Raw genomic sequence first — 5,891 nt, forward strand, 5'->3', positions numbered from 1 at the left:
AATGCGCCGAAGAGCGAAGCTTAAATATGAACCACGTTCAAATGGACTCGGTATGAAGTAGCCGTCTTCGAATACTTCAATGGCTTCTACAATCCGCGCCGCAGGAACTCCGCTCTGGCATGGAAAAGCCCATAAGCATTCGAAACAAGGGTCGCTTAAATGAGAACTCGGGGCGGCGTCAAACTGGGACAGGTCCCGTACGGCTCTTGCAGCCAATGAGAAAAGTCGCGTTTCATGCACGATGACAATAAAGAAACTTCGGATTCAAACTCTGCATTCAGGTGCCTGACGAAATCCGGTGACATTGAAATTTCGGTACTGGGTTTGGTCAACACCTTATAGGTGCCGATCAATGCGTATCTTATAAGCTTGTTTGTAGCATAAGTGCGCATGGTACGCATAAGCGGCCACATAAGGTCAGCCCAGAACAAAGATCGGTAGACTTTACGTTTATTCATCTTAGGGAACTTTTCCCGGAAGTCATAGTCAACACCGAGGAAATCTTGCAGTTCCATCCATATCCTTGACGGATCAGCAACAAAGTCATCAAAAACGATTGTATGCAGGTTTTCCCGGCTGACCAATTTGCAGACCTTCTCAAACTGGCTGCCAATGCTGCACAAATGCTTGTATTGCAGAACAATCGGAGACGAACAGCGCGGTGGAATGTGCTCCCCCCTTTTTCGAGCAGGTTGCAAGTTCCAAGCCTCTTCAAATGTCGCGGCCCGCTCCCAACCGTTTATAATCGCATGGTAGTAAAAGGACACTGCCATAGAGATCGGATTCCTCAGCAATACGAGAAACTTGGCATTTGGGTATTCCTCCAGTATTCGGGGCAAAGCAACTTGAGATCCCAGGTAACTGACGGAAGCTTCCCCTACAATCCTGTGCTGCTCTCCAGCATCAGCAAACAATGCCTCATAACGGGACCTGTCATTTATACCCAGATTAGGAAGATCAGAGGAATAGAAGTGTGGTTCTTTGATACTGCTCATGAAGACTTGCGGATGCATTGCCAAATAATCGGCAAATGCGGTGGTTCCGGCTTTGGGGGCACCTATTAGGAAAAAATTTGGCTTTTTCATTTCGCTCACCTTAATGAACAACCTTCAGTTCAACTCGCAGGCCAATTATTGGGCTTGAGTTGGCAGCGCGATCTATAGCGGCTTTCCTGGCTCAGGATTGCCGTCGATCCAGTGTTTCCAGAAATGCGGCCTGGGACTGAACGCTTGGGGCTTCATAAATGTCCAGCAGGGTAATGTCGTGGCCCGTGCACTTGCTCAAGAGCCCCGCAAGCCGCAAGGCCGACAAGGAATCTCCGCCCAGGTCAAAGAAATTTCCCCTTCTCCCGACAGGTCGTCCCCCAAGAAGACTTGCATACATCTTGGCAACAAGCCGTTCCGCCTGGGTACATGGCCCATCGTCCTCCGGACCCTTGTAAACCTCATCAGGTTTCGGAAGCGCACGGTAGTCGATTTTTCCGGAAGGCAAATGAGGGATATCGTCCAAGGCAACAAACTGGCTTGGCAGCATGTGCGGCGGCAGCCTGTGTGCCAAATGTTGACGTATGCTGCCTGACCAATCGAGATCGCCATATTCACTCGGATCAAACGTGGCCTTTGCCGCCAATAAACCGGAGGACAAAGCCTGTCCTTCGGGCATGCAACCGGTGTTGCTGGAGCGGACCACATATGCTGTCAGCCCCACTCCGCCAGATGCCTTTGGGGTCGGGACCACACACGCATCAACGATCTCGTTTTCTCCCAGCAAGGCTGATTCAATCTCACCGGGCTCTATTCGAATGCCGCGGATTTCCAGTTGCGCATCCGACCGTCCCAGGAATTGCAGAGTACCATCTGCCCGCCATTGCACCCGGTCTCCGCTCTTGTACAAACGGGCTCCAGCCTTGCTCGAAAACGGATTGGCTACAAAACACTCGGATGTAAGGCAAGGATTCTCCTCATATCCACGCGCCACTCCGATGCCAGCTATGAAGAGCTCACCCTCAACGCCGATCGGACACAGTTCCATTCGCTTGTTGAGAACGTAAACAGTTGTGTTTTCCAGAGGCGTACCAATCGCTGGCGGCATCACCATGCCGGGAGAGCACGTCATGGCCGTTGCACAGATCGTTGCCTCTGCCGGTCCATAGGCGTTTATCAATCCGGGATGCGCCTGCGCGCTGCTCGTCCATTTTCTGACCAATTCACTCGAACAGGCCTCCCCGGCAGAAATCAGCATCCGGAGACTTGGCAAGTCCGAGGCAGACGGAAGGCCGAGGATCGCAAAAGGCGGCAGCGTAGCGTGGCTGATGGTGTTGGTTGCCATGAAGTGTGCCAGGGGCGCACCCGGCACCTTATCGAGTACAGGGGCGAGGCAAAGCGTTGCTCCGCTGCAAAGGCTGGTCAGTATTTCTGAAATACTTGCATCAAAGCCAATGGAAGAAAATTGCAAGATCCTGCTTTCTGGCCGAAGAGCAAACAGTTCAATTTGCTTTTCGACCAGATTAGCCAGACCTTGATGCTCGACGCCAACACCTTTCGGGCGGCCCGTCGAGCCGGACGTGTGCATGACATAAGCAAGGCTATGTCCGCCAAGTTTTTCCCCGGTATTGTCTGATGCAGGGTAATCCGCCCAAAGATGCTGATCCCGGGTGATATCCAGAACCTCGATATCAGTTGTTTGCCGTTTCCTGTCGACCGTTCCATCGCTCAATATCAGCAAGGGGGCACAGCCACTCTCGATGGTGGCAAAGCGGTCTTTGGGTGTCAGGGGATCCAACGGTACATAGACACCAGCAGCTTTGAGTATGGCAAGAAACGCTATAACCATCTCAAAACCTGGTTGCAAACAGACAACGACACGTTGCTCCGGTCCGACGCCCATATCTGCCAGGTAACCGGCCAGGCGGTTTGCGCAACTGTTCAACGCGCCATAGGTCATAGCCCTTCCGCCATAGGTCAGGGCAACGGCACCCGGCGCTTCGGCGGCTCGCGCTTCAAACATGCGATGCACAAGGGGTCGGGTATCAACAAACCGGTTTTCCCGACACCAGGTCTGCAGGATGTTTCTTTCTTCGCGATCAACTATGCCGATCTCGCGGCACGCAGTGTTCCGCCCGGCTTCCAACGCGGATAAAATGCCGGATATTGCCTCGACCATTTGATTGCACAGACGTTTTGGATCCAATTGGTCCAAAACATGCGCACTTATCGAGAACCTGCCGCCAAAATCATCGACCATGAGTGCGACCGGATAGCTAGACCGGTCTTCTCCAGCCAGATATTCGATACCGGCCCGGGATTTGGCCTTTTCGGTGTCATTCGGACGCTGGCTGTGCCGGTAGTTCAAAAGTGTGGTGAAAAGGGGTGTTCTCGGCGGAACCGAGCTGCACCGGCTGGCAAGTGTCAGTGGCGTGTGCTCATGGAGAACCAACTCGCTGAGCTGCTCGTGGACACTGATGAGGGCTTCGCTCACATGCTCGCCTGCCGATGCAAACCTGACAGGCAGTGTATTCAGAAACAATCCGGGATCTTGCGACGTCACGGCACTGCCGCGCATGCGCCCGAGCAGAACGGTCCCGAAGACAACATCTTCCTTGTCCGTCAGTTTGCTCAACACCAAAGCCCATGCAAGATGGAACAGGCTGGCGGGCATGATAGTGAGCCCACTCGTTGCCGCGTGAATGCGTTCACACATGGTTCCCGGCAGGGGTACTGTCGCCTCGACAATATTTGTGCCATCATTGTTGGTGTCGGACAAACCGAACGGGATTGCCGGCTCGCAGAATGTGCCGAGGAGCCCGGTAAAATAGGCTTCATGCGCGGCTAGGTCGGTGGCAAGCGTCTCTTTTATGAACGCACCAAATCCCACAGGCTCATGAAGTTCATTTTCCCGTCCCCGAACCAGCAACCGGACTTCATTGGACAGGAGGTTCATGGTCTCATGGTCAGAAATGAGATGATGCATCAGGAGCAACAATAGCCAGCGGCCATTTTGAGCATCCCAGGTGGCATATCCCCGCATGACAGGAGCTGTTTCAAGAGAAAGCCTGTAACGGCGCGGATCAATCTGGCTCCACAGAGCGTCAGCCGCGTCCCGGCCCTGTTCTTGAACCAGCACTTCGTCAATCTGAACTTCGGCTTCCCGCCAAACAATTTGCACAGGCTCGCTCAGCCCCTTCCAGTAGAAGGATGTGCGCAGAATGTCATGGCGGTCGATGACAGTCTGCAACGCACCAAGGAATTGCTCCATCGTGTCCCGCGTATCGAATGCCATGAGGTTTGGCACCAGATAAGCGTCCCCGCTGGTCTCCCCGCCACTCAAGTGATGCAGGAGTATGTCCTCCTGCATATGGGACAGCGGGTAGATATTCTGAATGTTCCGGGCACCACCCGGCACTTGTGAAGTGATCCGGTCGATTTCAGATTGATCAAGGACCGCCAATTCCAACATGCCCGGCTCAATGCGATCACACATAGCGGGAATAGTTCCCAGACTTGCTGTCGATTGCCGAACCGTCGGCTCCATGGTTTGCGCAAGATCCATTAGGGAGTGCGCCGAAAAAAAGGCGCCGACCTCACAGTGCCATCCAGCCTCTCGTAGTCTGGAGGCCGCCCTGACTGCGAGCAGCGAGTTCCCCCCCATCTCGAAAAAATTGTCATTACGGCCGACCTGGGGAGTATCCAGTATGTCAGCCCATATTGCCGCAAGGCATGTTTCCGCCTCCCCGCATGGCTCTGCATATTCGTGGACCTCCAGGTCTGAAAATGCCGGTGCAGGCAAAGCCGCAAGGTCCACTTTTCCTGACGTGTTTATCGGCAAGCGCGACAACCAGACATACCCGGTCGGCACCATGTGGTCCGGCAGAACCCTGCCGAGTGCATATCGCAGAAGTGAAACTTCAGGACACAGCTCACGCGCAAGTTGGTGGCTATCTGCCCTGTCCGCATCACTTATCTGCCCCAACGGCAGGTCCAGACTTCGCGAGATCATTTCGTCTGTAACGGTTTTTGGCACAACATAGGCAACAATACGGTTGTCCGCGCTCGTGGTTCCTGCTCCCTTGAGCAGCTTTACTGCGGCATGCGCAATGCAATCCTGACGCGTCAGTGCGGCCTCGATCTCACCCAACTCCACCCGCATACCGCGAATTTTAATCTGACTGTCGATCCGGCCAAGGAATTCCACGTTCCCGTCAGGCTGCCACCGCGCCAGATCTCCGGTCCGGTACAATCGCCCTCCCGGTTCCGGAGAGAACGGATCGGCGATGAACTTCTCCGCGGTCAACCCCGCTCTGCCAAGGTAACCGCGCGATACCTGGATCCCGCCAATGAGGAGTTCACCCGCGACTCCCACTGGAACCGGATGCATCCTTGCATCGGCAATATATATCTGAGTGTTTGGCGCAGGGCTTCCGATTGTGATCTCACGGCCTTTGGACATCGCACCGCTTGTCGCAAATATGGTGCCCTCACTTGGCCCATAGCAATTGACGAACCGCGTTTGATCGCCGAAACGGTTCAACAGTTCGGGGCTGCATTTGTCTCCGCCAACCCCGGTGGTCTTCACACCATAATCCTGTTCGGAAAACTCGGCCAGCAATGCCGGTGTCACAAATATGTTTGAAATTCCATGAGTTCCGATGAGGTCCTGTATGAGTTTCGGGTCCGGCAACCCCGCGCCGCCCAACACCAGACAGGCTCCTGAGGCAAATGCCGGTAACCATTCAAACAGGGAACCGTCAAACCCCAGCGCACAACAGGATAGAACTGTGCTTCTGTGTTCAAAGTTCCGGGCAGATGCCGCGCCATACGCACAGTTTACCGCACCGTCATGCTGGACGCAGACGCCTTTGGGTCTTCCGGTGGAACCCGATGTGTAGATGATGT

Annotated in this window: 2 protein-coding genes; both read right to left on the reverse strand. The window is 54.3% G+C overall.

The window, feature by feature from the left end; genetic code table 11:
- Positions 1 to 155 precede the first annotated feature (155 nt).
- Positions 156 to 1,085 carry a sulfotransferase gene (locus tag E1297_RS04925; protein ID WP_155134661.1) on the reverse strand — a complete coding sequence of 310 codons (930 nt, stop codon included), beginning with the start codon at positions 1,083 to 1,085 and terminating at the stop codon, positions 156 to 158.
- 91 nt (positions 1,086 to 1,176) lie between these two features.
- Complete coding sequence (locus E1297_RS04930) at positions 1,177 to 5,889, reverse strand: amino acid adenylation domain-containing protein (protein ID WP_368669463.1); 4,713 nt, start codon at positions 5,887 to 5,889, stop codon at positions 1,177 to 1,179.
- Positions 5,890 to 5,891: the final 2 nt, after the last annotated feature.

The organism is Roseibium sp. RKSG952, assembly GCF_009711355.1.

What these genes read in the sequence shown, in the direction of transcription:
- E1297_RS04925 (WP_155134661.1), bottom strand. Translation starts at nt 1,085, where the DNA reads ATGAAAAAGCCAAATTTTTTCCTAATAGGTGCCCCCAAAGCCGGAACC.